Raw genomic sequence first — 24,335 nt, 5'->3', positions numbered from 1 at the left:
GGTATGTGGCCGACCTGGTCCCCCTGCCGTGACAGGCTCGTGGCATGGAGGAGCAACCGCCGGCCGGTCGTCTGGTGCTGGGCGGGGCCCCACTGGGGCGCCCGGACGACGTCGGGCCCCGGCTGCGGGCCGCGATCGCCGAGGCCGACGTGCTCGCCGTGGAGGACACCCGCCGCCTGCACCGGCTGGCCGGCGACCTCGGCGTCACCTTCACCGGCCGGGTGGTCACCTTCCACGACACCGTCGAGCTGTCCCGCCTCCCCGGCCTGGTCGCGGCGATGCGTGATGGCGGGACCGTCCTGCTGCTCACCGACGCCGGCATGCCCTCGGTGTCCGACCCCGGCTACAGCCTGGTGCGGGCCGCCGTCGACGCCGGGATCCTGGTCACCTCGGTGCCCGGGCCGTCGGCGGTGACCACCGCGCTCGCGGTGTCCGGCCTGCCCTGCGACCGGTTCACCTTCGAGGGCTTCCTGCCGCGCAAGGGCGGGGAGCGCCGGGCGTCGCTGGTCGCGCTGGCCGACGAGCCCCGCACGATGGTGTTCTTCGAGTCCCCGCACCGCATCGGCGACGCGCTGGCCGACGCCGCCGCCGCGTTCGGTGACGACCGGGCCGCCGCGGTGTGCCGCGAGCTGACCAAGACCCACGAGGAGGTGCGCCGCGGCCCCCTGGCCGAGCTGGCCGGCTGGGCCGCCGACGGCCTGCGCGGCGAGATCACCCTCGTTGTCGCCGGCGCCGTGCCCCGCGCCGTGCACCTCGGCCCGGCCGAGCTGGCCGCCGAGGTCGCCGCCGAGGAGGCCGCCGGTGCCGGCCGCAAGGACGCCATCCGCGCCGTCGCCGAGGCCACCGGCATGCCCCGCCGCGCCGTCTACGACGCCGTCGTCGCCGCCAAGTCCCCGTAGAGCGCGGGAAGCGCGCGGAGTGCGGGCGCGGACGGCGCGCGGGGGGCGAGCCTGCTGGGGGCTACAGCCAGCCGGAGCGCTTGAAGGCCCGGTACAGGCCCAGGCAGGCGAGCACCATCACCAGGACGACCAGCGGGTAGCCGTAGTGCCAGCGGAGCTCGGGCATGTAGTCGAAGTTCATGCCGTACACCCCGGCGATCGCCGTGGGCACGGCGATGATGCCGGCGTACGCCGAGATCTTGCGCATGTCCTCGTTGTCGGCCAGCGAGGTGCGGGCCAGTGACGCCTGCAGGATCGAGGCCAGCAGCTCGTCGTAGGCAGTGAGCTGCTCGCGCACCCGGACGGCGTGGTCCTGCACGTCGCGGAAGTAGGAGCGCATCTGCTCGGGCACCTGCTCGACCTGCCGCTCGGCCAGCGCGGTCAGCGGCCCCTCCAGCGGGTTCAGCGCCCGGCGCAGCTGCATCAGCTCCCGCTTGAGCTGGTAGATCCGGCCGATGTCGTCGGTGCGGTCCGGGCTGAAGACCGACGCCTCGAGCTCCTCGACGTCCTCCTCGACGGCGGCGACGGTCTCCACGAAGTGGTCGACGACCAGGTCGGCGACGGCGTAGAGCACCGAGGAGGGGCCCTGCCGGAGCATGTCCGGCTGCCGCTCCAGGCCGGCCCGCAGCTCCTTGAGCCCGCTGTGCTCGCCGTGCCGCACGGTGATCACGTACTCCGGCCCGACGAAGACCATCACCTCGCCGGTGTCCACCACCTCGCTGGTGGCGGTGAGCTGGTCGTGCTCGACGTAGCGCGCGGTCTTGAGCACCATGAACAGGCTGTCGTCGTAGCGCTCCAGCTTCGGCCGCTGATGGGCGTTGACGGCGTCCTCGACGGCCAGCGGGTGCAGCCCGTAGCGGCTGGCGAAGGTCTCGAACTCCGCCTGGCTGGGCTCGTGCAGCCCCAGCCAGACGAAGCCGCCGACGGCGCGGGCGCGCTCCAGGGAGGCCACCGGCTCGACCGGGGGCTGCCGCTGCCCGTCGACGTAGACCGCGCAGTCGATGACGGCGTCGGCGGTGTCGGAGCGGGTCGGGCCGACCGGGGGCTGCTCGGCCGTGTGGTGGGCGCGCGGCACGCGGATCCGGGGACCCCGCTGCCGATCGGTGCTGGTCACGACTCCACCTCCGCAGCTCGTCGGGCGACCGGCTGAGCGTAGGCGGCCCGGGCCGGCGCCGTCGTGCGCGGCGCCCGCAGCCGTGGAAGGCTGCCGCTGCGAGTGGCCGGCATCACAGTCCGGCCCGACGAAGGGGGTGCCGTGGCCACGGGCAGGAACCGACGCATCAAGGGTGTCGAGGACTCCATCCGGGACACCGAGGAGCCCGAGCACCAGCTCAAGAAGAACCTCTCCGCGCTGGACCTCACCGTGTTCGGCGTCGGCGTGATCATCGGCACCGGGATCTTCGTGCTCACCGGCGAGGTCGCCAAGACGACGGCCGGCCCGGCGGTGGCCCTCTCCTTCGTGATCGCGGGCATCGTCTGCGGCCTGGCCGCGCTCTGCTACGCCGAGTTCGCGTCCACGGTGCCGGTCGCGGGCTCCGCCTACACGTTCTCCTACGCGACGCTCGGCGAGCTCATCGCCTGGATCATCGGCTGGGACCTCGTGCTGGAACTGGCCCTGGGCGCCGCCACGGTCAGCGTGGGCTGGTCGGGCTACCTGAACCAGCTGCTCGGCGACCTCGGCATCCCGCTGCCCACCTCCATCGCGGGAGAGGACGCCACGGTCAACATCCCGGCCATCGTCATCGCCCTGCTGATGACCGCCGTGCTGGTGCTGGGCATCAAGCTGTCGTCCCGGATCACCTCGGTCATCGTCGGCATCAAGATCTTCATCGTGCTGCTGGTGATCGTGGTGGGGCTGTTCTACGTCAAGGCCGACAACTACGCCCCGTTCGTGCCGGAGGCCGCGCCCGGTGAGGACGCCAGCGGATGGACGGCACCGCTGATCCAGCTGATCGCCGGCTTCACGCCCACCACGTTCGGCGTCGGCGGCATCATCACCGGCGCCTCCATCGTGTTCTTCGCCTTCATCGGGTTCGACATCGTGGCGACGGCGGCCGAGGAGACCCGGCAGCCGGCCCGCGACCTGCCGCGCGGCATCATCGGCTCGCTGGCCATCTGCACGCTGCTCTACGTCGCGGTCTCGCTGGTCGTCGTCGGCATGCAGCCCTACGCCGAGCTGTCGGTCACCGCGCCGCTGGCCGACGCGTTCCGCAGCGTGGGCCTGTCCTTCGTCTCCAGTCTGATCTCGGTCGGGGCCCTGGCCGGACTCACGTCGGTGGTCATGATCCTGATGCTCGGGCAGTCCCGGGTGCTGTTCGCGATGAGCCGCGACCACCTGCTGCCGCCGTCGATCGGCGACGTGCACCCCCGCTACGGCACGCCCTACAAGATCACCATCGGGACGGGGATCGTGGTGGCTCTGCTGGCCGGCTTCCTGCCCATCTCGGCGCTGAGCGAGCTGGTCAACATCGGCACCCTGTTCGCCTTCATCCTGGTGTCGGTCGGCGTCGTCGTGCTGAGGCGGACACGGCCGGACCTCCCGCGGTCGTTCCGGGTCCCGCTGATGCCGGTGCTGCCGATCGTGTCGGCGCTGGCCTGCTTCTACCTGATGCTCAACCTCCCGGCCGAGACGTGGGCCCGGTTCGCCGTCTGGATGGCCCTGGGCGTCGGCGTCTACGCCGGCTACAGCCGGCGGCACAGCCGGCTGGCCGCCGGCGGGGACCACGACCCGGCCACCGCCGCCGACCGGGAGCGGGCCCGCGGGTCGCGCTGAGCGCCGGGTGCCGGTGGCCCGCCGGCACCTGACCGACCCCCCTCGATGGGGGGAGGGGTCGGCGCGCCGTGCTGCACCCGGGGCCGCGGACGGTCGACCCACCTGGGGTGACCACCGCAGCACGCACCGCACCCCCGCTGCCGGCACCGGCCGACCCGTCCCCCCCGGCGCCGCTCCGGCCGGCACCGGTCGACCGTCGCGCGCCGGCACCGGTCGTGGCCGCGGCCGGCGTCTGCTTCCTCGAGGCGCTGGTCCTGCTGACCGCGGGCCTCGCCGGCATGGGCAGCCAGCTCGCCGTGCCCGGCAGCCTGCCCGGGCTGGTGGTCGTGGTGCTGCTGCTCGCGCTGTCCGGGTGGGTCGTGCTGACCGCGCTCGGCGGCGCCACCCTGCTGGACGGCGCCGGGCGGGAACTGCTGCACGGCGTCGCGGTCGGTGAGCTGGCGCTGCTGACCGGGGTGGTCCTGCTCGGGCTGCTCGCGCCGGGCAGCGTGCCGGTCGCCGACGTCGGCGGGCTGCCGGCGCTGCCCGTGCCGCTGCTCGCCCTGCTGGCCGCCGCCGTCCCGCTGGGCAAGCTGGCACTGGCCGGTGCGCCCACCGCGGTGGCCTGGGTGGCCGCCGGCGGCTCGCCGGTGCGTCGCGCGGCCCGCCGGGTCGCGCCGCTGGACCCGCGCCAGCGCGAGGTGCGGGCGGTCACCCTCGTCGTGATCGGCTGCACGCTGACCGCCCTCGCCGTGCTCGCCCCCGCCGGGCCGGCCACCTCCACCGTCGGGACGTCGCACGGCACCTCGCCCTGAGCCGCCCGGCCCCCGGGACGCCCCGCCGCCCAGGACACCCCGCCCCCGGCCGCACGACTGCCCCGGCCCCGCACGCCGGTGACTAACCGCTCACTAGGCTGGCCGGGTGACTGACCGGCACATCCTCACCGCCGTCGCCTGGCCCTACGCCAACGGCCCGCGGCACATCGGGCACGTCTCCGGCTTCGGCGTCCCCTCCGACGTCTTCAGCCGCTACCAGCGGATGGCGGGCAACCGCGTGCTGATGGTGAGCGGCACCGACGAGCACGGCACCCCGATCACGGTCGCCGCCGACGCCGAGGGCGTGACGCCCCGCCAGATCGCCGACCGCAACAACCGGGTGATCGTCGACGACCTCGTCGGGCTGGGGATGAGCTACGACCTCTTCACCCGCACGACGACGGGCAACCACGCCGCCGTCAGCCAGGAGATCTTCCTCGGGCTGCTGAAGAACGGCTACGTCTTCCCGCAGACGACGCTGGGCGCGATCAGCCCCTCCACCGGCCGCACGCTGCCCGACCGCTACATCGAGGGCACCTGCCCGATCTGCGGCTACGACGGCGCCCGCGGCGACCAGTGCGACAACTGCGGCAACCAGCTGGACCCCACCGACCTGATCAACCCGGTCAGCCGGGTCAACGGCGAGACGCCGCTGTTCGTGGAGAGCGAGCACTACTTCCTCGACCTGCCCGCCTTCACCCGCGCCCTGGGCGACTGGCTGGCCACCCGCGGGAACTGGCGGTCCAACGTCCTCAACTTCAGCGTGAACCTGCTGGAGGACCTCAAGCCCCGCAGCTACACCCGGGACATCGACTGGGGCGTGCGGGTGCCGCTGCCGGACTGGCGCGACCGCGACGACAAGCGCATCTACGTCTGGTTCGACGCCGTCGTGGGCTACCTGTCGGCGTCCATCGAGTGGGCCCGGCGCTCGGGTGACCCGGAGGCCTGGCGGCAGTGGTGGCAGACCCCGGACGCGGGCGCCTACTACTTCATGGGCAAGGACAACATCGTCTTCCACGCCGAGATCTGGCCCGCCCAGCTGCTCGGCTACAACGGCGAGGGCGACAAGGGCGGCACCCCGGGCTCCTACGGGCGGCTGAACCTGCCCACCGAGGTCGTCTCCAGCGAGTTCCTCACCATGGAGGGCCGCAAGTTCTCCTCCTCGCGCAACGTGGTCATCTACGTCCGGGACTTCCTGGCCCGCTACGACCCCGACGCGCTGCGGTACTTCATCGCCGTCGCCGGGCCGGAGAACCAGGACACCGACTTCACCTGGGAGGAGTTCCGCCGGCGCAACAACGACGAGCTCGTGGCCGGCTGGGGCAACCTGGTGAACCGGTCGGTGTCCATGGCGGCCAAGAACGTCGGCGCCGTCCCGACGCCGGGCGAGCTGACCGACGCCGACCGGGCGCTGCTGGCGACGACGTCGGGGGCGTTCGACGTGGTGGGGGACCTGCTCGGCCGCAACCGGCAGAAGGCCGCGATCGGCGAGGCCATGCGGGTGGTGGGGGAGGCGAACAAGTACCTGTCGGACCAGGCGCCGTGGAAGCTCAAGGAGGACCCGGCGCGCCGGGACACCGTGCTGCACACCGCGCTGCAGGCGATCAGCGACTGCAACACGCTGCTCTCCCCGTTCCTGCCGCACTCGGCGCAGAAGGTGCACGAGCTGCTCGGCGGCACCGGCACCTGGTCGGTGCTGCCGGAGGTGCAGGAGGTCACCGACCTGGACGACGGCTCGCCGTACCCGGTGATCACCGGTGACTACGGCCGCGGTGCGGCGGTGTGGCGCTCCACGCCGCTGGCCGAGCCGGGCACACCGCTGGCCGCCCCGACGCCGGTGTTCAGCAAGCTCGACGAGTCGATCGTGGAGGACGAGCTGCGCCGGCTGCGCGGGGACGACCCCGCGTGAGCCGGTCGGCGTCCTCCCGCGCCGGCCGGCGGGGCGAGCTGCCGCCCTCGCCGGAGCCGCTGCCCGCCCCGGCGCTGGACAGCCACACGCACCTGGACATCGCCGTGGGCGGGGAGGACCGGCTGCCCGACGACGCCCAGGTGGACGCCGAGATCGCCGCGGCCGCCGCGGTGGGCGTCACCCGGCTCGTGCAGGTCGGCGTCGACGTCGCCTCCTCGCGCTGGTCGGCGGCGCTGGCCGCCCGGCACCCCTCGGTGCTGGCCGCGGTGGCCCTGCACCCCAACGAGGCCGGTGCCGGGGCCGCCACCGCCGACGCCCTGGCCGAGGTCGACCGGCTGGCCGCGCTGCCGCGGGTGCGCGCCGTGGGGGAGACCGGCCTGGACCGCTACCGCACGGGCCCTGCCGGCTGGGAGGCCCAGGAGGCGTCGTTCCGGGCGCACATCGCCATCGCCAAGCGGCACGACGTCGCCCTGGTCATCCACGACCGCGACGCCCACGAGGAGATCCTGCGGGTGCTGGAGGACGAGGGCGCCCCGGCGCACACGGTCTTCCACTGCTTCTCCGGCGACGCCGCGTTCGCCCGCCGCTGCGTCGAGGCCGGGTACGTGCTGTCCTTCGCCGGGACGCTCACCTTCGGCAACGCCGGCTACCTGCGGGAGGCCGCCGCGCTGACCCCGGTGGACCAGCTGCTGGTCGAGACCGACTCCCCGTTCCTCACGCCGGTGCCCTTCCGGGGCCGGCCGAACTCCTCCCGGCTCGTGCCGCACACCGTGCGCGCGCTGGCGGAGGTGACCGGGGTGGGCCTGCCCGAGCTCTGCGACACGCTCACCCGGACGGCGGAACGGGTCTTCGGGCCCTGGTGAGGGCCCCCTCCATGGGGCAGTTCCGGCGGGTGGCGCGCTGCCTGCACAGCTCGCACCCAGGGGCGTTCCTCGACCGGCTCGTGGGAATGGGGGGACACTGCACACGTGGGTCGCCTCATCGCTGTCGTCCTCTTCATCGCCGTGATGGTCCCGGCCGGTCTGCTCGCGCGGGCCTGGGGCCTCGCCTCCGGACGCCGGGCCGTGGCCCGTGCCGGGGTGCAGTGGGCCACCAGCACCGAGGCCGGCACCCGGGTGCTCGCCCGGCAGGCCCGGCACGGTCGCCTGGTGCGCCGGCTCGGCTTCGGTCTCGGGCTGGTGGCGATCGTGGGCAGCGTCGTGCTGTACGCCGAGGGGTCGGTCTTCCTCTGGGTGCCGCTGCTCGTCGGTGGACTGCTCGTCGGCGTCCTGCTGGGTGAGGCGACCCGGCCGCGACCGGCGTGGGAGTTCGGCCGGCCGCTGCGCCGTCCCCGCCGCTCGGACCAGATCTCCCTCTGGCTGCTGTTCACGATGCGCGCGGTGGTGCTCGGCGCGCTGGTGGCCGCGGGTCTGCAGTGGGGCTCCGGTGAGCTGGACGGCGCCGTCGCGCCGGCCGTCCTGGCCGTCCCCGCCGTCTGCTGGCTGCTGGCCGAGGTGGCGCTGGTGCGGGTGCTGCTGCGCCCGCTGCCGGCCGAGGGGGCCGACGTACCGGTCGACGAGGCACTGCGCACCGCCACCGCGCACGTTGCCGTGGCCGCGGCCAGCGTCGTGGGGCTGCTGACCCTGGGCGGTCTGCTGCTGGTCGCCGGCCTCGGGCTCGGCGACCGGGCCGGCAGCGGGGTCGACCTGCTGCCGGTGGCCCTGGTGGCCGGTGGCTTCTCCGCCCTCACCGCCAGCGTCGCCGTCGCCGCCTTCCTGGTGCCGTGGCTCCGGCCGGTGCAGCGCACCGAACCGGCGCTCGCCGGCTGAGCACGACTGGGTCCCCCCGGGTCGACTCGTCGACACGGGCCATGGCCTTTCTCACGGCTCGGTGTGTGCTCGCTGTGTGCGGCCACGGCCTGGCGATCACTGGCTGTTCCGGCGCGCCTGCGCTGCGCTGAGGAACTTGTCTGTTTGTCTCTCTGTGCACCGTTGCCAGCAGTGGCATGTTCGTTATCGTGTCGTGACCGACTGCCGGGGTGGGGAGCGAGACCCCTGCGGCGCCTGTGGACCTCCGGGTCCGGCGCTGTCGGGTGGCATGGCTGGGATCCGCCTCCGGGCGGGGACCTCGCCTGCCGCCGTTCCCCCCGCCCGGTTCCAGTGACCCGTGGATGTGTTGTGCGCCGATCGTTCAAGCTCTGTCTGTTCGCCCTCGTGCTCGTGGGCCTGGTGGGCGGCTCCTTCGCCTACGTCATCGCCGAGAAGACCCTCACGGTGACCGTCGACGGTGAGTCCCGCACCGTCGACACGTACGCCGACACCGTGGGCGACGTCCTGGACGACGTGGGTCTGACCCTCGCGTCGCACGACGTCGTCCTGCCGGCTGCCGACGCCGCCGTCGAGGACGGGGACGCCATCGTGCTGAACCGCGCCCGGCCCCTGACGCTGACCGTCGACGGCGTGGACGTGCAGGCCTACACGACCGCCACCTCCGTGGACGAGGCGCTCGAGCAGCTCGGCTACCGCACCGACGACCTGGTGCTCTCCGCCAGCCGCAGCGACCGCGTCCCGCTGGACGGCATGCAGCTGGCGATCACCACCCCGCGCGAGGTGACGATCGTCGTCGACGGTGCCGCCCGCGTGGTCACCACCACCGCCACCGACCCCGCGACCCTGCTGGCCGAGCAGGGCATCGCCCTCGGCCCGCAGGACCGGATGAGCCTGCCGGCCGACCTGCCGTTGCTGGACCAGATGACGCTGCAGGTCGCGCGGGTCGCGGTCACCCAGGTCACCGAGACCCGGCCGATCGACTACGAGACCGTCGAGGTCGACGACCCGGCCCTGCTGGTCGGCACGGAGAAGGTCACCCAGGAGGGCGTCGAGGGCGTCGAGTCGGTCGTCGTCACGGTCACCACCACCGACGGCGTCGAGACCTCCCGCGTCGCCGGTGCCCCCACCGTCACCACCCCGCCGGTGACCGAGCAGGTCAGCGTGGGCACCAAGCCCAAGCCGGTCGCGCCCGCCCCGGCCCCGGCGGCCGCCGATGCCCCCGCCACCGGCAACTCCGGTGCGGCCGCCCCGGCGCCCAGCAGCGGCCTGGACTGGGACGCGCTCGCCCAGTGCGAGGCCGGCGGCAACTGGTCGATCAACACCGGCAACGGTTACTACGGCGGCCTGCAGTACAACATCAGCACGTGGAATGCCTACGGCGGCGCGAAGTACGCCTCTCGCCCGGACCTCGCCACCCGCGAACAGCAGATCGCGGTGGGCGAGGCGACCTACGCGGCCCGCGGGGCGTCCCCGTGGCCGTCCTGCGGCAAGCGGCTCTGACCGGGTCCACCGCCGAGCCGGACCCCCGCACGGCCGGGGGCCCCACCCCGGGTGACCCGCCGCCGAGCAGGGCAGCCGAGCAGAGCGAGGGGCTGCTGGGCCCGACCGCCATCCGCGGTCTGGCCCAGCAGCTCGACCTGCGCCCGACCAAGTCGCTCGGCCAGAACTTCCTGCACGACGCGAACACCATCAGGCGCATCGTCCGCACCGCGGACCTGCTCGCCGACGACGTGGTCTGCGAGGTGGGCCCGGGCCTCGGTTCGCTGACCCTGGGGCTGCTGCCCGCCTGCGCCGCGGTGGTGGCGGTGGAGATCGACCCGCGGCTGGCCGACCAGCTGCCGCGGACCGTCGCCGAGCGGGCCCCCGCGCTGGCCGACCGGCTCACCGTGGTCACCGCCGACGCGCTGCGGGTGACCGAGCTGCCCGGGCCCCCGCCCACCGCCCTGGTGGCCAACCTGCCCTACAACGTCGCCGTGCCGGTGCTGCTGCACCTGCTCGAGCTGCTGCCCAGCATCCGCACCGCGCTGGTGCTGGTGCAGGCCGAGGTCGCCGAGCGGCTGGCTGCCGCCCCGGGCAGCCCGGCCTACGGCATCCCGTCGGTCAAGGCCGCCTGGTACGCCGACGTCCGGCGGGCCGGCGCAGTGGGTCGGCCGGTGTTCTGGCCGGCGCCCAACGTCGACTCCGGGCTGGTGTCCCTGCGGCGCCGGCCGGCGCCGCCGGGGGACCGCGCGGCCACCTTCGCCGTCGTGGACGCCGCCTTCGCCACCCGGCGCAAGGGGCTGCGGGCCGCGCTCGCCCGCTGGGCGGGCAGCCCGGCCGCCGCCGATCAGCGCCTGCGGGCGGCCGGCATCGACCCCACGACCCGCGGCGAGCAGCTGTCGGTCACCGACTTCGCCCGGCTGGCCGCCACGCCCGCGGTGCTCCCGGACGGGGACGGGGCATGAGCGCCGGAGCGGGCCGCGGCGCCGGTCACGGCACCGTGGTGGCCCGGGCACCTGCCAAGGTCAACGCCCAGCTGCAGGTGGGGCCGCTGCGCGAGGACGGCTTCCACGACCTGCGCACCGTCTACCTGGCCGTCTCGCTCTTCGACACGGTCACCGTCCGCCCGGACGACCGGCTGTCGCTGACCGTGAGCGGTGAGGGCAGCGGTGCCGACGGCGGCCCGGCGACGGTGCCCACCGACAGCGGCAACCTGGCCTGGCGGGCGGCGGAGCTGCTTGCGCAGCACGCCGGTGTCGCCGCGCACGCGGCCATCGACATCGCCAAGTCGATCCCGGCTGCCGCCGGCCTCGCCGGGGGCAGCGCGGACGCCGCCGCGGCCCTGGTGGCGCTGGACAGCCTGTGGGGCACCCGGGCCACCCGCGCGGACCTCGCCGGGCTGGCCGCCGAGCTGGGCAGCGACGTGCCGTTCAGCCTGGTGGGGGGCGTGGCGCTGGGCACCGGCCGGGGCGAGCAGCTGTCGCCGGTGCTCGCCCGGCGCCGCAGCGACTGGGTGCTCGGCATCGCCGGCGAGGGGCTGTCCACGCCGCGGGTCTACGCCGAGCTGGACCGGCTGCGGGCTGCGGGCCACGCCCGGGTCCACGACGCCGCGGGCCGCTGCGACGCGGTGATCACCGCGCTGCACGGCGGACCGACCGAGGCGCTGGCGGCGGCGCTGGGCAACGACCTGCAGGCCCCGGCACTCAGCCTGCGCCCGGACCTGCAGCGGGCGCTGCGGGCGGCGGAGGAGGCCGGGGCGCGCCGGGCCCTGGTCAGCGGCTCCGGCCCCACCGTCGCGGCGCTGGTCGACGACGAGGACGCCGCGGTGCGGGTGGCCGCCGAGCTGGCCGGCGCCGGGGTCTTCCGCACCGTCCGCGCGGTGCACGGCCCGGTCCCCGGCGCCCGCCTCGTCGGCTGACCGAACCGCCACCCCCACCCCCGCCCCGCCCCGCCCCCTGCCGGCAGTGATCATGGAGCTGCGTGAGCGACACGTCGGCGCGCCGCTCACGCAGGCCCGTGGTCGTCAGGGGCTGTGCGGGGACAGCCGCGGGGCGGCGTCCAGGTGGGACAGGCCGTTGTAGGCCAGGTTGACCAGGTGGGCGGCCACCTCGTGCCGGTCCGGTGTGCGGGTCTCCAGCCACCACTGGCCCACCAGCGCCACCATCCCGACCAGGGCCTGGCTGTAGAGCTGGGCCGGCCGCGGGTCGTAGCCGCGGCGGGAGAACTGCTGGGCGAGGATGTGCTCGACCCGGCTGGCCACCTCGCCGATCAGCGAGGAGTACGTGCTGCTGCCGCCGACCACGGGTGCGTCCCGGGTCAGCACCCGCCAGCCGTCGGTCTCCTCCTCGATGTACCCGAGCAGGACGAGGGCCGCGCGCTCCAGCAGCACCCGCGGGTGCCCGTCCACGGTCAGCGTGGAGGTGAACCGCTCCAGCAGCCGGTGCATCTCCCGCTCGACGACCAGGCCGTAGAGGCCCTCCTTGCCACCGAAGTGCTCGTAGACGACGGGCTTGCTCACCGCCGCGCGTGCCGCGATCTCCTCGATCGAGGTCGCTGCGTACCCGCGGCGGCCGAACACCTCGCGGCCGATGTCCAGCAGCTGCTCGCGACGCTGCGGGCCGGTCATCCGCACCCGCGCCCGGCCCGGTGCCCGGGGGCCGGGCGGGCCCGGCTCGGCGGGCCGCCGGGCGGGCCGGGCCGGCGCCGTGCGGGGTGCTGCGGGGGAGCCGACCGTCGCGGGCGCCGTGCCACCGGCACCCGTCCCGCCGGGGGACGGGCCGGCGGTGCCGCCCGGCGGCGGGGCCTGGCTCAGGACGCGGCGCCCGCGGTCGCCTCGACGCGACGCTTGGCGGCGAGCCGCACCGGGTCGGGCCACTTGACGTCCCGGGCCCAGCCGAGCTTCTCGAACACCCAGATCACCCGGGCGCTGATGTCGACCTGGCCGCGCAGCACGCCGTGCCGGGCGCACGTCGGGTCGGCGTGGTGCAGGTTGTGCCAGGACTCGCCCATGCTCAGCACGGCCAGCGGCCAGAAGTTGGTCGACCGGTCCCGGGCGGCGAAGGGCCGGCTGCCGACGGTGTGGCAGATGGAGTTGATCGACCAGGTGACGTGGTGCGCCAGCGCGACCCGCACCAGGCCGGCCCAGAAGAACGCCGTCGCCGCACCGGCCCAGCTGGAGGTGACCAGGCCACCGATCAGCGCGGGCAGGAACATGCCCAGGCCGGCCCACACGATGAACAGCCGGCTGGTGCGTCGCAGCACGGTGTCCTTGAGCAGGTCCGGGGCGTAGCGCGCGGCGTTGGTCTGGCGGCGGTCGAACAGCCAGCCCAGGTGCGCGTGGAACATGCCCTTGGCCAGCGAGCGCGCGTCGGTGCCGTAGCGCCACGGGGAGTGCGGGTCACCGGCCCGGTCGGAGAACGCGTGGTGCCGGCGGTGGTCGGCCACCCACTGCACGACCGGGCCCTGCACGGCCATGCAGCCGGCGACCGCGAGGCCGATCCGCAGCGCGCGGGAGGCCTTGAACGAGCCGTGCGTGAAGTAGCGGTGGTAGCCCACGGTGATGCCCAGCACGGTGAACACGTAGAACCCGACGAACAGCCCCACGTCCAGCCACGACAGCCCCCAGCCCCACACCACCGGGACGACGGCGGCGAGGGCCAGGAACGGCACCACGACGAACACGTACAGCACGATCTGCTCCAGCACCCCCTTCTCCTTGCCCAGGGCGTTGGCCGGCAGCCCCACGTCAGGGTCGGCCGGCCGCGGCGCTGCGGTCGGTCGGGTGCGGGCGGGAGCGGACAAGGGGCCTCCAGGGCTCTGTTCCGGGGGTGCCGGGTTCCGGGGGTGCCGGTGCGCACGACGGCGCTCGGGGCACGGTTGGTGCACAGGAACCTACGGGAGCGTAGGGAGGCCCGCGCGCCCGGCAGCGGCGGGCCGGGAGGGCTGCGGGGAACTGCCCAGCTCAGGCCGGTGGCGCCGCTCGGATGCGGGACCCGGCGGGGCAGCTACCGGTCCGCGGTGCCCCACGGCAGGGGCTCCGACGACGGCGCGGCACGGCTCCGGCGACGACGCGGCGCCGGGGTGCCGGCCCGGCCGGCCGCCTCCCGGTGGCCGCCCGACGGCGTGCACCCGGCGTCGGAGGCCCTAGGCTCGGGAGGCGGGGAGCGGCTCGTCCGGCGTCCTCGTGGCGTCGTCCCCCGGTCGGCGTCGATGGGGGATGGGGTAATCGGCAGCCCGCCGGCCTTTGGTGCCGTGCAGTCTCGGTTCGAGTCCGAGTCCCCCAGCCAGTCGCCCGCCGTCCCGAGGAGAACCGTGACCGTGCCCCCGCCCCCCGCCCAGCCCGCAGCCGGGGCCACGGTGGCCGAGCCGGCCGTCCAGGCGGTCGTCGTCCTGGCGGCCGGGCAGGGCACCCGCATGCGGTCCGGCACGCCCAAGGTGCTGCACACGCTGGGCGGGCGCAGCATGCTCGGCCACGTGCTGGCCGCGGTGGCCCCGCTCGGGGCGCCCCGGGTCGTGGTCGTCGTCGGGGCCGGCCGGGAGGCCGTGCAGCAGCACCTCGCCGAGGTCGCACCCGACGCACTGACCGCGGTGCAGGAGGAGCAGAACGGCTCCGGTCACGCCGCGGCCGTGGCCCTGGACGCCGTCGGTGACCTGACCGGCCCGGTGCTGATCGTCAACGGGGACGCGCCGCTGCTGCGCCCGGAGACCGTCGCCGGCCTGGTCGCGCAGCACCGGGCCGAGGGCGCCGCACTCACCGTGCTCACCGCCGAGGTGCAGGACCCCACGGGCCTCGGCCGGATCGTCCGGGACGGCGCCGGCGCCGTGCGGGCGATCGTGGAGGAGCGCGACGCCGACGCCGCCCAGCGGGCGCTGCGCGAGGTGAACGCCGGGGTCTACCTGGGCGACGCCGACGCCGTGCGCGAGGCGCTCGGCCGGGTGGGCGCGGCCAACGACCAGGGCGAGCAGTACCTCACCGACGTGCTGGGCCTGCTGGTCGCCGACGGCCGGCCGGTGGGCGGACACCGCGCGGAGGACCCCGCCGACACCCTCGGCTGCAACGACCAGCGCGAGCTCGCCGAGCGCCGGCGCACCCTCAACGACCGGGTGCTGGACCGGCTCATGCGCGACGGCGTCACCGTCGTCGACCCGCAGACCACCTGGGTCGACGTCACCGTCCGGGTGGCGGCCGGTGCCACGCTGCACCCCGGCGTGCAGCTGCACGGCAGCACCACCGTGGCCGGCGGGGCGGTGGTCGGCCCGGACAGCACGCTCACCGACACCGTGGTGGGGGAGCGGGCCCGGGTCGTGCGGGCGCACTGCGAGCGCGCGGTGGTCGGCGCCGACGTCTCCGTGGGCCCGTTCGCCTACCTGCGCCCGGGCACCGACCTGGGCGCCGGGGCGAAGGTCGGCACCTTCGTGGAGACCAAGAACGCCGAGGTCGGAGCCGGGGCCAAGGTCCCGCACCTGACCTACGTCGGGGACGCGACGATCGGCGAGGGCACCAACATCGGGGCCGCCTCGGTGTTCGTCAACTACGACGGCGTGGCCAAGCACCGCACCTCGATCGGCAGCCACGCCCGCACCGGGGCGGACAACATGTTCGTGGCGCCGGTCACCGTCGGGGACGGCGCGTACACCGCGGCGGGCTCGGTGATCACCCACGACGTCCCCCCGGGGGCCATGGCCGTCGGTCGGGCGCGGCAGCGGAATGTGGCAGGCTGGGTGGGACGACGACGTCCGGGCACCCCGGCTGCACACGCGGCCGAGGCGGCCGAGAGCAGGTCGGCGACGCCGGCCGCGGCAGCGCCCGGGAACGCCACCACCCCCGCCGAGCGGGACGACGACGAGCAGGGGACGACCACCCGATGAGCGCGATCCGGCAGACGCCCAGCAAGAGCCTGATGCTCTTCTCCGGCCGGGCCTACCCCGAACTGGCCAGCGAGATCGGCGGCCACCTCGGCGTCGAGCCGGTGCCCACCTCGAGCTACGAGTTCGCCAACGGCGAGCTCTTCGTCCGGTTCGAGGAGTCGGTGCGCGGCTGCGACGCCTTCGTGGTGCAGAGCCACACCGCGCCGATCAACACCTGGCTCATGGAGCAGCTGATCATGGTCGACGCGCTCAAGCGCGCCTCGGCCAAGCGGATCACCGTCGTGGCCCCGTTCTTCCCCTACGCCCGGCAGGACAAGAAGCACCGCGGCCGCGAGCCCATCTCCGCCCGCCTGGTCGCCGACATGTTCAAGACCGCCGGCGCCGACCGGCTGATGACCGTCGACCTGCACACCGCGCAGATCCAGGGCTTCTTCGACGGCCCCGTCGACCACCTCTTCGCCCTGGACCTCCTCGTCGAGCAGGTGAAGGCCAAGTGGGGCGACCGGGACATCACCGTCGTCTCTCCCGACTCCGGCCGGGTGCGCGTGGCCGAGCGGTGGACCGACAAGCTGGGCGGGGTGCCGCTGGCGTTCATCCACAAGACCCGCGACCCGTCCAAGCCCAACGAGGTCAAGGCCAACCGCGTCGTCGGCGAGGTGTCCGGCCGGGTCTGCATCCTGGTCGACGACATGATCGACACCGGCGGCACCATCGCCAAGGCCGCCGAGACGCTGTTCGCCTCCGGTGCGGCCGAGGTCATCGTCACCGCCACCCACGGCGTGCTCTCCGGCCCGGCCACCGACCGGCTGAAGAACAGCCAGGTCAGCGAGGTCATCGTGACCAACACGCTGCCGATCACCCCCGAGCAGGACTTCGACAAGCTGACGGTGCTCTCCATCGCCCCGCTGCTGGCCCGCGCCATCCGCGAGGTCTTCGAGGACGGGTCGGTCACCAGCCTGTTCGACGGCAACGGCTGAGCCTGCAGGTCCCGCACCCCCAGCTGTACCCGCCGGCCGGGAGCCCCGTCACCCGGGAGCCCCGTCACCCGGGAGCCCCGTCACCCGGGAGCCCCGTCACCTGGGAGCCCCGTCACCTGGGAGCCCCGTCACCGGGAGCCCCGTCACCGGGAGCCCCGTCACCGGGAGCCCCGTCACCTGGGAGCCCCGTCACCGGGGCTCCGCCGTCGACCCCACGGCCATGACGTCGTCCTGGCGGTCGGCGGCTCGCCTGCCCGAGCTGGGTCTGGATCGAGCACGACCACGACCCGGTGTCTGGCGCCGCAGGCGCTCGCGGCCGGTCGATGCGCCGAACCGTTGACCAGAAGTGATGACACACAGTAACCGTCACTCGGTGCAGTCGACGGGTCACGGTGCATTCGCCCAGGTGGCGCGTGCACATCTTCACCGAGTGTCATCGCCACGCCAGTGATGATCGCGTGGGCAGGGCTCGGCGCGATGTTCCGCCGTGGTCGTCACCCGATGGGTTGACGCCCGATCGGTTGATCGTGAAACTCCCTGCGCGGCTGACCGGGAGCCCTCGGTCCGCGACCAGGGTCGGGCCGGCCGCAACGGTGCAGGGTCGACGGGGGGAACGGTCTGTGAGCGGCACGTCAGCATGGTGGGCGTCCGGACGGGAGCGCCGGTCCGCCGGGCACCACGAGGCGGCGAGGTCGTCCACGTCGACGGAGGTGTCCCGACCAGCGTCGGCGCGAGGAGCCGTCCGCTCGCCCGACGTCCCCACGCAGGGACGCCTCCGGCGGTCCCGTCGCCTGGTCGCCGGCCTCGGGACGGCGGCCGTGACCCTCGTCGTCGGGCTGGTCGGACCGGCCGCGGCCGCCCCGTGCGCGACGACCTCGGTGAACGTCGTCGCGCACCCCGACGACGATCTCTTCTTCATCAACCCGGCCGTCCTCCGTGACATCGCGGCCGGGGGGTGCGTGACCTCGGTGTTCGCGACCTCGGGGGACGCCGGCCGGGACGACAGCTACCCCCTCGGGCGCGAGTCCGGGGTCAGGGCCGCGTACGCGCGGATGGCGGGCGTGGCCGACCAGTGGACGACGAGCCGGGTGTCGGTCGCCGGCAAGTCCGTGGCACGGGCCTCCCTGACCGCACGGCCCGGCGTCCAGCTGTACTTCCTGCGTCTGCCGGACGGGTTCCAGGACGGCTCCGGCAGCCCGCGGTCGGACTACCGGAGCCTGGAGCAGCTGGAGGCCGGTCGGACGGCGTCGCTGTCGACCCTGGAGACCCCGGCGCAGAGCTACACCCGCCCGGACGTGGTCGCCGTGCTCGGCGGCATCATGTCGGCGGCGGCGCCGACCGTGGTCCGGACCCTGGACGACAAGGGCGCCTACGGGGACGGCGACCACAGCGACCACCACGCGATCGGCCGGCTGGCCGCCGACGCGCGGGCCGCGGCGGCGCCGTCGGTGCCCTTCTCGGGGTACCTCGGCTACCTGTCGACCACCCGTCCGCCGAACGTCTCCGGACCGGACCTCGACGCCAAGTACGCCGCCTTCTTCGCCTACGCGCCGTACGACCCGGGTTCCTGCCTGAGCCGCGAGGAGTGCGCCTACGGCAGCTCCGGCGACTGGCTCGTCCGCAGTCACACCAACGCCGCGGTCGTCCCGCCGCCCACCCCCACCGGCTCCGACCTGACGTCGTCGGCGACCGTGTCGGCGTCGTCGGACAACCCCGCGGACGGCCAGACGGCGGCGAAGGCGGTCGACGGGCGGGTCGACGGGTTCCCCGGGGACGTCACGGCGGAGTGGGCGAGCGCAGGCGAGCGTGCGGGCGCCTGGTTGCAGCTGACCTGGGCCGCCCCCGTCCAGCTGAACGGGGTGGTCCTGTACGACCGCCCCAACCAGTACGACCAGGTCACCGGTGCGACCCTGAGCTTCTCGGACGGGTCGACCGTCCCGGTGCCCGCGCTGGACGACGCCGGGGCTGCCGTGCCGGTCACCTTCCCGGTGCGCACCACGACGTCCCTGCGGATCACGGTCGCGTCGGTCAGCGCCACCACGGCCAACACCGGTCTGGCGGAGCTGCGGGCCTTCGGTGTGTCGGCAGCCCCGACGCCGACCCCGACCCCTACGCCGACTCCCACCCCGACTCCCACTCCGACCCCGGCCCCGCCGGTCAACCTGGCCGGTTCGGCGACCGTGACCGCCTCCTCGCAGAACACCCGGACCGGCCAGACGGCGGTGAGGGCGGTCGACGGGGTCATCGCCGGTGCACCCGGCACGCCGACCGCGGAGTGGGCGACCGCCGGCCAACGCACCGGGGCGTGGCTGCAGCTGTCCTGGCCGGCGCCGGTCCGCACCGACCGGATCGTCCTGTACGACCGCCCGAACCCGTTCGACCGGATCACGGGTGCGCGGTTGACCTTCTCCGACGGGTCGAGTGTGACGGTGCCCGCGCTGGACAACGGGGGGAAGGCCACCACGGTGACCTTCCCGGCCCGCACGACGTCCTCTGTCCGGGTCACCGTGACCTCGGTCGGGTTGGCGACGACCAACGTGGGTCTGTCGGAACTGCAGACGTTCTCCGCCTCCTCCCCACGTGGCTGAGGGTCGGGTCCGCTGGACCCGGGGGGAACCGTCGCTGTACCGCGAGAGGACCGCCGACCTGACCGGCACGCGCCGCGTGGGACAGCGTCCTCCCACGGCAGGCGGTGCACATCCTGTCCAGGGCCCGCCACGTCGGGGCGCGGCCGAACGACCGACCGGCCGGCCGAGTCACCGGGCAGCTCCGTCCCTGCGCGTGCCGGACCACGTGTCGCCGACCGGCTCCCCGGGCGCCGGGGGGCTCGCGGAGGTGCTGACCTCCGTCCTGCTGCGCCGCGGTGGGGCGGTCGTGACGTGGTTGAACCACCACAGCGCACTGGAGAGCATGCGCGCCGGCGTGCCCCTGGCCCAGTTCGACCACGTGGGGATCGACGGCACCCTGCTGTCGCGCCTCGTGCGGGCCGGCCGGCCGCGCACGACTGCTGACCTCGTCCTGCCGGTGCTCCTGGGGGACCTCCGGGACCTCCGGGTGGCACTGGTCGGGTCGTCGGCTGCCGCGCTCGCCGCGACCAGCTCCCGGATCCGGGAGGACTTCGGTCACGACGTCGTCCTGGCCGTCGACGGCTACGACGGTCTGCCGGCGCCGGGGGACCTGCGCCGACGTCTCGGCGAGCTCGAGGCCCACCTGGTGATCGTCGGTCTGGGCGCGCCGCGCCAGGACGCCTACGCACTCGCCCTGCGAGCACCCGGTTGCCTGGTCGTGACGTGCGGTGGGTGGATCGACCAGTTCTCGCAGGACCACTACTACCCGCCGTGGGCCTACCCGCTCAGGCTCAACTGGCTGGTGCGGCTGTACCGGGAGCCCCGGCGGCTGTGGCGCCGGTACTCCACGGAGGCCTGGCGAGCCGTGCTGCTCCGTCGCCAGCTGACCGCGTACGTCGTCGGACCGGGCCAGGCGCCGGCCGCCGGCCAGGGTCGGGGCGGACCACGGCCCGGAGCCGGGGACGGCGCACCGGGCACCCGGGGGACGCCGTGCTGATCAGCGTGCAGCCGCACCTCCGCTACGGCGGGGCGGAGCGGCAGACGGTGCTGCTGTCCAACGCGGTGCACCGCCGGTACGGCCGGGCAGCCGTCGTGCTGCACGAGCGGGTCGGTGGCCTGCTCGACGGTCTCGACCCGGGCGTCGCCGTCGAGAGCCTGGGCCTGGACGACCACCTGCGCACCCCGCTGGTGGCCCGCAGGCTCCGCCGGCTGCTGGACGAGCGGTTCCGGGACGGGGAGAGGTCGCTGGTCGGGCTGCACCTGTGGGCCAGCATCCTGGCCGGGGCGCTGGCCGACCGCCCTCGTGACGACGGCTTCACGTTCGTCTACTACGAGGACCTGGACCCTCGTGAGCACGCCCGGTTCATCCGCCTGGGACGGGCCAAGCAGGCCCTGGTGCGTCAGGTCTTCCGACGTCGGGACGTCGTGGTGGCCAACACCGAGGGCGTCGCCGACGCCATGGTCCAGGTGTACGGGCTGGAGCGGCGACCCCGCGTGATCAGCCCCGCCGTCGACCTGCCGGCGCTCCGGGCCGCAGTGGAGTCCCCGGCCACCCCGGTCGCCCGGCAGCGACCGCTGTCGGTGGTCTCGGTGGGTGCGCTGGTGCCGCTCAAGGGGCTGGACGTGGTCTACCAGGGGCTGCTCTCCTCCGGCCTGGAGGTCGAGTGGCACGTCGTGGGCGAGGGGCCGTTGCGCGGCTGGCTGGAGGCCCTGCCGTCGGACGGCCCGGTCCTCGTGCGCGTGCACGGGGGGCACCCGCGCCCGTACGAGCTGGTGAAGGACGCCGACCTGCTGGTGCACGGCTCGCACTCCGAGGCGCTCGGGCTGGTGGTCCTCGAAGCGATCGGGTGCGGCGTGCCGGTCGTCGCCTCGGCGACATCGGGTCCCACGGAGATGGTGCGGTTGCTGGGGGACCGGCCGGAGGTCCTCAGCCTCTTCCCGGTCGGGGACGCGCAGGCACTGTCGCAGGTCCTCGCGCGCCGCGCCGCGGACCTGGCCGGGAGGCCCGGGCTGGCCGAGATGCAGGACCACGTCCGCCGGTACTCGATCGACGTCACGGCCGACGACTGGGCCGCGCTGGCGGCGGACCATGGCTGCTCCTTCTGAGGCAGGGCAGGGCCCCGCCGGCGTGCTCGACGACGAGGCCGGTGCCGCTCGCCCGAGGATGCCGTGGGCCCGGGTCACGTCGTTCGTCGGCCTGCCGCTGATCTCCCTGCTGGGCTCGGTGGCGGTCATCCCGGTCATCAGCTCCGTCGGCGGGGCACCCGGCTGGGCGGCGGTCGCGCTGGGGCAGGCCATCGGCACCGGCGTGGCCACCGTGCTCCAGTACGGCTGGGGGTTCGTCGGTCCGACGCTCGTCGTCGGGCTCGACGGGCCGGGTCGGGCGCAGCTGCTGTGGGTGAGCACGCTGGCCCGGTTGCTGGTGGGGGCGGTCGTCTTCCCGGTCGGGGCTGTCGCCGCCGCGCTCCTGGCGCCGGACGGGTACGCGGTGCTGGCGGCCCTGACGGCGGTGGCGCTGGGCACGGTGGGCCTGTCCGCCCACTGGTTCTTCGTCGGCACCGGTCGTCCGGGACGCGAGGCGCGGTACGAGACGATCCCTCGGCTGGCCGTCCAGCTCGTCTCGGTGGTCGCCGTCCTGGTGACCCGGGACCCCTTCTGGTACCCCGCCGTCCTGCTGTGCGGTCAACTCGTGATCACCGCGACGCTGACCCGCCGGCTCAGCGAGCCGTCGTTGTCCCGGCGCACGTGGTCGCAGGCCTGGGGGTCGTTGCGCACCCAGCGGACCTCCGCGGCGACCGACGTGGTCGTCGCCGTGGTGAACTCCGCGCCGATGAGCATCCTCGCCGCCGTGGCGCCCGGTTCCCTCGCCGCGTTCGCAGCCGGGGACCGGGTGCAACGGCTGGCACAGGCGGGGGTGCAGCCGGTCTACCACGCGTTCCAGGGGTGGGTGTCGGAGACTGCCGACCTCGCTCGCGGCAGGCGCATGCGGCTGGCCGTGACGAGCACGGGCACGGCGGGACTCCTGGCCGGGACCGCGATCGGTCTGGGGCTGCCGGTGGTGGACCGCTGGCTGTTCGCCGGGGCCGTCGCCGTCGACCCCCGGGTGAGCCTCCTGTTCGGTGCGGCACTGGCGAGCTGGGCAGTGGTCTCCGCCGTCACCTTCGACGTGCTGGCGCCCCTGGGCATGTCGAGGACGATCCTCGCCAGCACGGCGACGAGCGGTCTGCTCACCGTCGCCGGTGTCGCCGTCCTCGCCCCGTCCTGGGGGGCGGCCGGCGGCGCACTCGCCCTGCTGCTCGCTCAGCTCGGGGCGCTGGTGGTCCAGGTGACCAGCCTGCGCAGGGGGTCGACACGGGACGCCGGGGGCGCCGGGACGCCGTCCGCGCCGGCCCGGCCCAGGTGAGAGCGGCGCCGTCACCCGTCGGGGTCGGGCAGGACGCCGATGCCGGGGGAGACGGGACCCACATGACAAGCTGGCCGCGGGGGACGGCTGGGGGACGACCGCACCACCGAACACCTGACAGGGGAGTCGTGGAACCGAGAGCAGTCTGGGCAGCGCTGCGGCGTGGGTGGGTGGTCGTCCTGGTGGCCGCTCTCCTCGGCGGGCTCGCGGCGGCACTCGTGACGGTGGTCCTCGGGCCCTCCTACTCGAGTCGGCTGCAGTTCTTCGTGTCCACGGCCGGCTCGTCCAGCGCGAGTGACGCCCTGCAGGGCGAGCAGCTGGCCCAGCAGCGGGTGGCGTCCTACACGGAACTGCTCACCGGAGCCGAGTTGGCGGCCCGGGTGGCCGACCGGGTGGACTGGGCGGTGACGCCGGAGCGCGTGGCGTCGGACATCCGGGCGTCGACGGTGACCGGCACGGTGCTGATCGACGTCACCGTGAGCGACTCCTCCCGGGACGTCGCACGCCGGGTGTCGACGGCGGTCGCCGTCGAGTTCCCGCGCCTGGTCGCCGGTCTGGAGACCGCGAACAGCGACCGTGCGCCGGTGGTGGTCTCGCTGACCGACGAGCCCAGCACGCCGGCGCCCAGTGACGTGCTGGCCCGGAACGCGACGTTCGGCCTGGCGGTGGGCCTGCTGGTCGGGGCCGCCGTGGTGGTCACCCGCGCGGTGTTCGACCGGACGGTCCGCGGCAGGCGGCAGGTGGAGGAGTCGACCGGCGGGCGCGTCGCCGGTGTGCTCTTCGGTGATCGCGAGTCCGGCGTCACCGGTGCCCCGGAGCAGTACCGGCAGCTCGCCGTCAACCTGCAGCACCTCGCCGGCGGGCCGCCCCCGGAGGTGGTGGTGCTCAGCAGCCCCGTGCCTGCCGACGGCGTCGATGCGGTCGCGATCCACCTGGCCGAGGCCCTCGTGGAGAGCGGGCGCTCCGTGGCCGTCGTGGACGCCGATCCCGGGCGGCCGGGACTGGTCGAGCGGCTGGGCATGGTCGCCGGTGCCGGGCTCGCCGACGTCCTGGCCGGCGACGCCGTGCTCGGCGACGTCCTCCAGTTCTCCGGGTCCCACGGGTTCACCGTCCTCGGGGCCGGACGGGCCCAGGCGGACCCCGGGCGGGTCGTCGCGCCCACGCGGATGGCCGGGGTGCTGGACGGGCTGCTCGCCGACGTCGACGTCGTGCTGGTCGCCGCCGCTCCGCTGCTCCCGTTCGCCGTCAGCCGCGCCCTCGCCGCCGAGGCGGACGGGGTGCTGCTCGTCGCCGGGTACGGCGAGACCACCGAGACCGAGCTGGCGGAGGCCGTCAGCGCCCTCGACGCCGTCGGTGCGCAGCTGCTCGGGACCGTCCTGACGCACGTGCCCGCTCACGGGGAGCTGGGGTCGGTCCTGGCTCCCGGACCCGCCCACCGGGGCGACAGCCCCCCGGTCGGTCCGTCGCCGCGACCGGCGAGGACGCGGGGCGCTGACCCGGTGTCGACGAGCCCTCCGCGTGGCCGTCGGGACGGCGCCGGCGGCCCTGTCCCGGCCGCCGGACCCGCTGCCGTGCCGACCACCGGTCGGCGGCCCGGCGGCTCCTCCAACGGTGTCGCCCGGGTCGTCGCCACCCGGGCCGGGACGTCGGCACCCGGCGACGACGTCGGGGAGCCGACCGGGGACGCCCGGCAGATCGGCAGCGGCCCGGGTGCCGGCGGCCCGGCCGGACGCGACACGTCCGGGCACGACGCGAGGACGCCCGCCGGCTGGCCGGAGTCGTGGCTCGATGAGCCCGGTACCCGGGGGTGACCACCGGC

At 74.9% G+C, this 24,335-nt stretch carries 19 protein-coding genes and 1 tRNA gene; 17 read left to right on the top strand and 3 right to left on the bottom strand.

Annotated features, from left to right (window positions below; genetic code table 11):
* Positions 1-44: 44 nt before the first annotated feature.
* A complete protein-coding gene (gene rsmI / locus G1H19_RS16795) occupies positions 45-899 on the top strand; it encodes a 16S rRNA (cytidine(1402)-2'-O)-methyltransferase (protein ID WP_152730866.1) in 855 nt (284 codons plus the stop codon).
* 61 nt (positions 900-960) lie between these two features.
* Here the strand turns inward: rsmI and corA are convergent, their stop codons facing one another.
* The gene (gene corA / locus G1H19_RS16790; protein WP_162393044.1) at positions 961-2,052 is read right to left on the bottom strand and encodes a magnesium/cobalt transporter CorA; all 1,092 of its coding nucleotides are present in this window, start codon (positions 2,050-2,052) and stop codon (positions 961-963) included.
* 141 nt (positions 2,053-2,193) lie between these two features.
* Here corA and G1H19_RS16785 point away from each other — a divergent pair, with 141 nt between their 5' ends.
* From G1H19_RS16785 to G1H19_RS16750, 8 genes are all read left to right on the top strand, one after another.
* On the top strand, positions 2,194-3,711 hold the full coding sequence (locus tag G1H19_RS16785) for an amino acid permease (RefSeq protein ID WP_162393045.1): 1,518 nt from the start codon (positions 2,194-2,196) through the stop codon (positions 3,709-3,711).
* 107 nt (positions 3,712-3,818) lie between these two features.
* Positions 3,819-4,505, top strand: a complete 687-nt coding sequence (locus G1H19_RS16780) for a hypothetical protein (RefSeq protein ID WP_152730867.1) — start codon at positions 3,819-3,821, stop codon at positions 4,503-4,505.
* A 106-nt stretch (positions 4,506-4,611) separates the two neighbouring features.
* A complete protein-coding gene (gene metG, locus G1H19_RS16775) occupies positions 4,612-6,414 on the top strand; it encodes a methionine--tRNA ligase (protein ID WP_162393046.1) in 1,803 nt (600 codons plus the stop codon).
* The gene (locus G1H19_RS16770; RefSeq protein ID WP_162393047.1) at positions 6,411-7,277 is read left to right on the top strand and encodes a TatD family hydrolase; all 867 of its coding nucleotides are present in this window, start codon (positions 6,411-6,413) and stop codon (positions 7,275-7,277) included. The genes metG and G1H19_RS16770 overlap by 4 nt, the downstream gene beginning before the upstream one ends.
* Positions 7,278-7,382: 105 nt before the next feature.
* On the top strand, positions 7,383-8,222 hold the full coding sequence (locus tag G1H19_RS16765; RefSeq protein ID WP_162393048.1) for a hypothetical protein: 840 nt from the start codon (positions 7,383-7,385) through the stop codon (positions 8,220-8,222).
* A gap of 348 nt (positions 8,223-8,570) precedes the next feature.
* Positions 8,571-9,722: a transglycosylase family protein gene (locus G1H19_RS16760; RefSeq protein ID WP_162393049.1), complete on the top strand. Its 1,152-nt coding sequence runs from the start codon at positions 8,571-8,573 to the stop codon at positions 9,720-9,722.
* Positions 9,695-10,666 carry a 16S rRNA (adenine(1518)-N(6)/adenine(1519)-N(6))-dimethyltransferase RsmA gene (gene rsmA / locus G1H19_RS16755; protein WP_235928143.1) on the top strand — a complete coding sequence of 324 codons (972 nt, stop codon included), beginning with the start codon at positions 9,695-9,697 and terminating at the stop codon, positions 10,664-10,666. Before G1H19_RS16760 ends, rsmA begins: the two co-directional genes overlap by 28 nt.
* On the top strand, positions 10,663-11,619 hold the full coding sequence (locus tag G1H19_RS16750) for a 4-(cytidine 5'-diphospho)-2-C-methyl-D-erythritol kinase (RefSeq protein WP_152730868.1): 957 nt from the start codon (positions 10,663-10,665) through the stop codon (positions 11,617-11,619). Before rsmA ends, G1H19_RS16750 begins: the two co-directional genes overlap by 4 nt.
* 105 nt (positions 11,620-11,724) lie before the next feature.
* On the opposite strand, the gene G1H19_RS16745 is transcribed toward G1H19_RS16750, so the two are convergent.
* Both G1H19_RS16745 and G1H19_RS16740 read right to left on the bottom strand, forming a co-directional pair.
* Positions 11,725-12,327 (bottom strand): TetR/AcrR family transcriptional regulator, encoded by a 603-nt coding sequence (locus G1H19_RS16745; RefSeq protein ID WP_174278108.1) that lies wholly within the window; start codon positions 12,325-12,327, stop codon positions 11,725-11,727.
* 182 nt (positions 12,328-12,509) lie between these two features.
* On the bottom strand, positions 12,510-13,502 hold the full coding sequence (locus tag G1H19_RS16740; protein WP_152730869.1) for an acyl-CoA desaturase: 993 nt from the start codon (positions 13,500-13,502) through the stop codon (positions 12,510-12,512).
* Positions 13,503-13,911: 409 nt separating this feature from the next.
* Here G1H19_RS16740 and G1H19_RS16735 point away from each other — a divergent pair.
* The 8 genes from G1H19_RS16735 (at position 13,912) to G1H19_RS16700 (ending at position 24,327) form a co-directional block, all read left to right on the top strand.
* Positions 13,912-13,987 (top strand) — tRNA-Gln (locus tag G1H19_RS16735).
* Positions 13,988-14,012: 25 nt separating this feature from the next.
* Positions 14,013-15,569, top strand: coding sequence for a bifunctional UDP-N-acetylglucosamine diphosphorylase/glucosamine-1-phosphate N-acetyltransferase GlmU (glmU, locus tag G1H19_RS16730; protein ID WP_322099365.1), 1,557 nt, complete (start codon positions 14,013-14,015; stop codon positions 15,567-15,569).
* The gene (locus tag G1H19_RS16725; RefSeq protein WP_152730870.1) at positions 15,566-16,546 is read left to right on the top strand and encodes a ribose-phosphate diphosphokinase; all 981 of its coding nucleotides are present in this window, start codon (positions 15,566-15,568) and stop codon (positions 16,544-16,546) included. The genes glmU and G1H19_RS16725 overlap by 4 nt, the downstream gene beginning before the upstream one ends.
* A gap of 818 nt (positions 16,547-17,364) precedes the next feature.
* A complete protein-coding gene (locus G1H19_RS16720; protein WP_162393050.1) occupies positions 17,365-19,134 on the top strand; it encodes a DUF7402 domain-containing protein in 1,770 nt (589 codons plus the stop codon).
* Positions 19,135-19,381: 247 nt separating this feature from the next.
* Positions 19,382-20,110, top strand: coding sequence for a WecB/TagA/CpsF family glycosyltransferase (locus tag G1H19_RS16715; protein ID WP_152730872.1), 729 nt, complete (start codon positions 19,382-19,384; stop codon positions 20,108-20,110).
* A gap of 5 nt (positions 20,111-20,115) precedes the next feature.
* Positions 20,116-21,219: a glycosyltransferase gene (locus G1H19_RS16710; protein WP_162393051.1), complete on the top strand. Its 1,104-nt coding sequence runs from the start codon at positions 20,116-20,118 to the stop codon at positions 21,217-21,219.
* On the top strand, positions 21,203-22,516 hold the full coding sequence (locus G1H19_RS16705) for a hypothetical protein (RefSeq protein ID WP_152730874.1): 1,314 nt from the start codon (positions 21,203-21,205) through the stop codon (positions 22,514-22,516). The genes G1H19_RS16710 and G1H19_RS16705 overlap by 17 nt, the downstream gene beginning before the upstream one ends.
* A gap of 62 nt (positions 22,517-22,578) precedes the next feature.
* Positions 22,579-24,327, top strand: a complete 1,749-nt coding sequence (locus G1H19_RS16700; RefSeq protein WP_152730875.1) for a tyrosine-protein kinase domain-containing protein — start codon at positions 22,579-22,581, stop codon at positions 24,325-24,327.
* The last annotated feature ends 8 nt before the right edge of the window (positions 24,328-24,335 follow it).

The organism is Goekera deserti, assembly GCF_010685995.1.
In the GTDB taxonomy this organism is placed as follows: Bacteria; Actinomycetota; Actinomycetes; order Mycobacteriales; family Geodermatophilaceae; genus Goekera; species Goekera deserti.
Note: the sequence above shows the minus strand (reverse complement) of the source record. Positions and strands in the feature narration are given on the sequence as shown.